The following is a 3602-nucleotide window of genomic DNA, read 5'->3' as shown; positions in this document are numbered from 1 at the left end:
AAACCAGCCAAAGTCATAAAGCTGCGCAGCTTGCCCCGCCACAGCCATGCGAGAGGCAAGCAGGAACTGGTAGAAGTCGCCCCCCACCCTGCGCAGATCGAATCCGTCAAGGCCCATCACCGATCCAAACAGATACAGCGGATAGACCACCACAATCAGCAGCAGCGCGATGACAAAATAGATCTGTAAGCGGGCGAACGAGATAAACATCTACCGGCCTCCATCTATGCATATCCCCGTAAGTGGTTCCGGTTTTCGGATGAGAATATGCGCAAGTATAAAGTCTTGGTTGCCGGAGAGTTTAGAAGATACCAAGTTAATTATTTGAATACGCTACGTAATTTAAGATTCTTTTAGGGAAATGAAACAGTGTTCACGAGAAAAAGATGAGAAATTCTACTCATTTCAGAGTCTCCTAAAAATTTAACAGATTGTAAACATGCAACCTATCGGTAAAGATATCACCAGAAAAATTCATTAAGGAATTTGACTGAATTGTGACATCTGCCTAATTAGCCTCAACGTAAATTTGGGGTAGTTGGGAAATGAAATCCTATTTTGTAGCTGGCGTCGTAGCATCCAGCATTCTCTTGGCCGGTTGCGGCACAGTTGTTCGCGGCACATCTGAAGACATCAAGATCGATGTAAAGCCAGCGAACGCGAAAATCACATCAACAACAGCGCATACTTGTGTTGGACCTTGCGTGATCAACGTTCCACGTAAAAAAGAATTCACTCTGACTGCATCTGCACCGGGCTACCAGTCTCAGGTTATCGATGTTCAGACCCGCGTCAGCGGCAAAGGTGCAGCTGGCATGGCTGGCAACATTATCCTTGGTGGTGTTGTTGGAGTGGGCGTTGACGCAGTAACAGGCGCAACTCTGGATCACTATCCAAACCCGGTTACTTTCAATCTCAAGCGCGGCAAAGGCTCCCGTAAGCTGACCCCTGCTGAGATCAAACTGATGAACAAGGCGAAAACCCCGACTTCTTAATCGGGCAACGTCAGTGAGGGGCATCGGATCAGACCATGCCCCTTACATTCAACAGCTCCATGAGAGCACAAGCAGCACATGACCTTGGCTCATCCAAATAAGGTCCTCTCCCAAAATGCCCTGCCCACCACTCCCTCCTTGATTTTCAGCAGCAACTAGAGGACTCTCCCTCCTGCAATCAGGAGTTCCAATGGCCGCCCCTCAGGACGCAGAGCGTGTGCCTCTTATCGAGGCCCGAAATATCTCAGTCACCAAGCAAGGGCGCCAGCTCTTTCACGCCTATTGTTTCAAGCTGTATGAAGGCGATAAACTGTGCCTCCGCGCCCCTTCCGGTCGGGGCAAATCGGTTCTCCTGCGCATTCTCGCAGGGCTGGATAAACCGGAGGCAGGCGAGCTGCTCTTCAACGGCGTCTCTTACACAGCAGGCGGGCGAACACAGCTCCACAAACAACTCAACTGGCTCCCTCAACGCGTGAGCCCTCTGGCAGACCATATTCACGAGGCCTTGCAGGCACCGTTTGAGCTGCAAGCCAACCACAAACACAAGCCATCAGATACTCAGATGCTTCAGGCTCTCACAGCAGCGGGCCTGCCCAACACGGCACTCAATCAGGCGACCAGCAGCCTTTCCGGCGGCGAACGTCAACGCCTCGCACTCGCCCGCGCGTTGCTTCTGCAACGCCCTTTATGGATTGCAGACGAACCCACAGCAGCCCTCGACACAGCCCATGCCCTCGCCTGTGGTGACCTGCTGATGGAAAGCACCGGGACACTGCTGGCTGTCACCCACGACGCCCACCTTCAAAGCAAGATTGATCAGGTAATTGAACTGCCCGAACCAGCACAGCCAGGCTCACAGGAGCGCGTGCAATGACCTCAAATGTCGCGTGGAGTGATCTGGCTCTCTTTTATCTCATAGCAATCATCCCACTGTCCCTGCTCTGGACCATGGGCCTGAGGGACCTTTCACGGGATCTGGCAATATCCATTGCCCGCATGAGCATTCAGCTGCTTGTCATCGGTTTCTATCTGCAAACCGTCTTCGATCTGGACAATCTGGCCCTCAACCTGCTCTGGCTGGTCGCCATGGCAACCATTGCCGCAATCACCTCCGCTGGCCGCGCACAAATGCCCCGCCTCAAATCAACAGCCCCGCTCACGGCAGCTATACTCATTGCCATGCTGCCAGTGCTGCTGATGTTCATCGTAATCCTCAGCCGCCCTGTGCCGTGGTACTCCGCGCAGGTCACCATTCCAATCGCCGGCATGCTGCTCGGCAACGCTCTGGGTTCACTGGTCATCGCCCTGCGCCGGTTCAACTTGAGAACACCGGAAGATAAGGAACACATCGAGCTGCTCACCACCATGGGAGCGACCAAACTGGAAGCCCGGCGAACACTCGTCAAATCCTCCCTGCGCGCAGCCGCCTCCCCCGTTATCGCCAGCATGGCAACACTGGGACTGGTCTCACTGCCGGGAATGATGACAGGTCAGATTCTCGGCGGCTTCAACCCGATCGAGGCGGTCCAGTACCAGATCGCCATCATGCTCGGCATCTCCGCCACCCAAACCCTCGCCATCATCCTCGCCCTCCGCTTCACCATCTACATGGAACCAGAGTACGAGTGATCAGAGACAAAGAGCCTTACACCAGCAATTCTTGGCCATCAGCGATCTTGCGGGAGGGGTGAGCTTTTTCGGTCTGATGGAATGAGCCAACATACGGGCAATTACTTTGTGACAGTCTGCCTGTGTATCGTCGAAGACGCGGTTCCGGGCACCTGAGGCTATAAGTAAGTCAATAACTTACCATAGGAGGGGATCAAGTTTACCCTTATGCGTTGCAGGAACTCCGATCAAAGTAGGAGGCTTAAATCAGCTCTTCTTGGCCCATAAGACGCTTGGCCGCGGCACGGGCTTCTTCGGTGATGGTGGAACCGGCGAGCATGCGGGCGATCTCTTCGTGTCGGTCACCCTCGGCGATCTCAGTCACACGTGTCGCAACACGGTCCTTCTCCACCTCATCCTTACGGATCAGGAAGTGACCATTGGCACGTGCAGCCACTTGCGGTGCATGCGTCACTGTCAGCACCTGAACACTGTTCGCAAGGCGGGCAAGACGTACGCCAATCGCTTCAGCCACGGCACCGCCAACACCCGTGTCGATCTCATCAAACACCAGCGTCGGAGACGAGCCTTTATCTGCCAGCGACACCTTCAGCGCCAGCAGGAAGCGGGAGAGTTCACCACCAGAGGCAACCTTGAACATAGGCCCCGGACGAGTACCCGGGTTGGTCTGCGCCCAGAACTCGACAGTGTCGATACCGGACGGCCCGCGCTGCTCAACATCACTCTCGATATTGATGATAAACCGCGCCCGTTCCAGCTTCAGAGCCGGAAGCTCAGCATGAACCGCAGCCTCAAGGCCTTTGGCAGCTTTCTGACGCTTCTTTGACAGCGCCGCCGCCAGCTTGTCATAGGTTTGCTTGGCAGCCTCTACAGCGCTTTCCAGCGCCTGCAATTTCTCTTCACCTGCATCCAGATCGGAAAGGTCACCTTCCATCTGGGCCCGCAGTTTAGCAAGGTCATCCGGCTGCACGGAATACT

3 protein-coding genes and 2 pseudogenes are annotated in these 3602 nt (G+C 54.6%); 3 read left to right on the top strand and 2 right to left on the bottom strand.

Annotated elements, in window-relative coordinates; translation table 11 throughout:
* A pseudogene (locus PPL9_RS33875) lies at positions 1 to 210 on the bottom strand (DUF2029 domain-containing protein); the annotation flags it as partial.
* Between the two features lie 335 nt (positions 211 to 545).
* On the opposite strand from PPL9_RS33875, the gene PPL9_RS27670 reads away from it, so the two are divergent.
* The 3 genes from PPL9_RS27670 (at position 546) to PPL9_RS27660 (ending at position 2624) form a co-directional block, all read left to right on the top strand.
* Entirely contained in the window at positions 546 to 995 is a 450-nt protein-coding gene (locus PPL9_RS27670; protein WP_057465733.1) for a hypothetical protein, read from the top strand.
* 190 nt (positions 996 to 1185) lie between these two features.
* Positions 1186 to 1869 carry an ATP-binding cassette domain-containing protein gene (locus tag PPL9_RS27665; protein WP_057465732.1) on the top strand — a complete coding sequence of 228 codons (684 nt, stop codon included), beginning with the start codon at positions 1186 to 1188 and terminating at the stop codon, positions 1867 to 1869.
* Positions 1866 to 2624, top strand: coding sequence for an ABC transporter permease (locus tag PPL9_RS27660; RefSeq protein ID WP_057465731.1), 759 nt, complete (start codon positions 1866 to 1868; stop codon positions 2622 to 2624). Before PPL9_RS27665 ends, PPL9_RS27660 begins: the two co-directional genes overlap by 4 nt.
* A 241-nt stretch (positions 2625 to 2865) precedes the next feature.
* Here the strand turns inward: PPL9_RS27660 and PPL9_RS27655 are convergent.
* Positions 2866 to 3602 (bottom strand): annotated as a pseudogene (locus PPL9_RS27655) (DNA repair protein RecN); the annotation flags it as partial.

Source organism: Pseudovibrio sp. POLY-S9, assembly GCF_001431305.1.
Lineage (GTDB): Bacteria > Pseudomonadota > Alphaproteobacteria > Rhizobiales > Stappiaceae > Pseudovibrio.
Note: the sequence above shows the minus strand (reverse complement) of the source record. Positions and strands in the feature narration are given on the sequence as shown.

Excerpts from the sequence above, each read along its gene's own strand:
- PPL9_RS27670 (WP_057465733.1), top strand. The coding sequence starts at position 546 with ATGAAATCCTATTTTGTAGCTGGCGTCGTAGCATCCAGCATTCTCTTG.
- PPL9_RS27665 (WP_057465732.1), top strand. The coding sequence starts at position 1,186 with ATGGCCGCCCCTCAGGACGCAGAGCGTGTGCCTCTTATCGAGGCCCGA.
- PPL9_RS27660 (WP_057465731.1), top strand. The coding sequence starts at position 1,866 with ATGACCTCAAATGTCGCGTGGAGTGATCTGGCTCTCTTTTATCTCATA.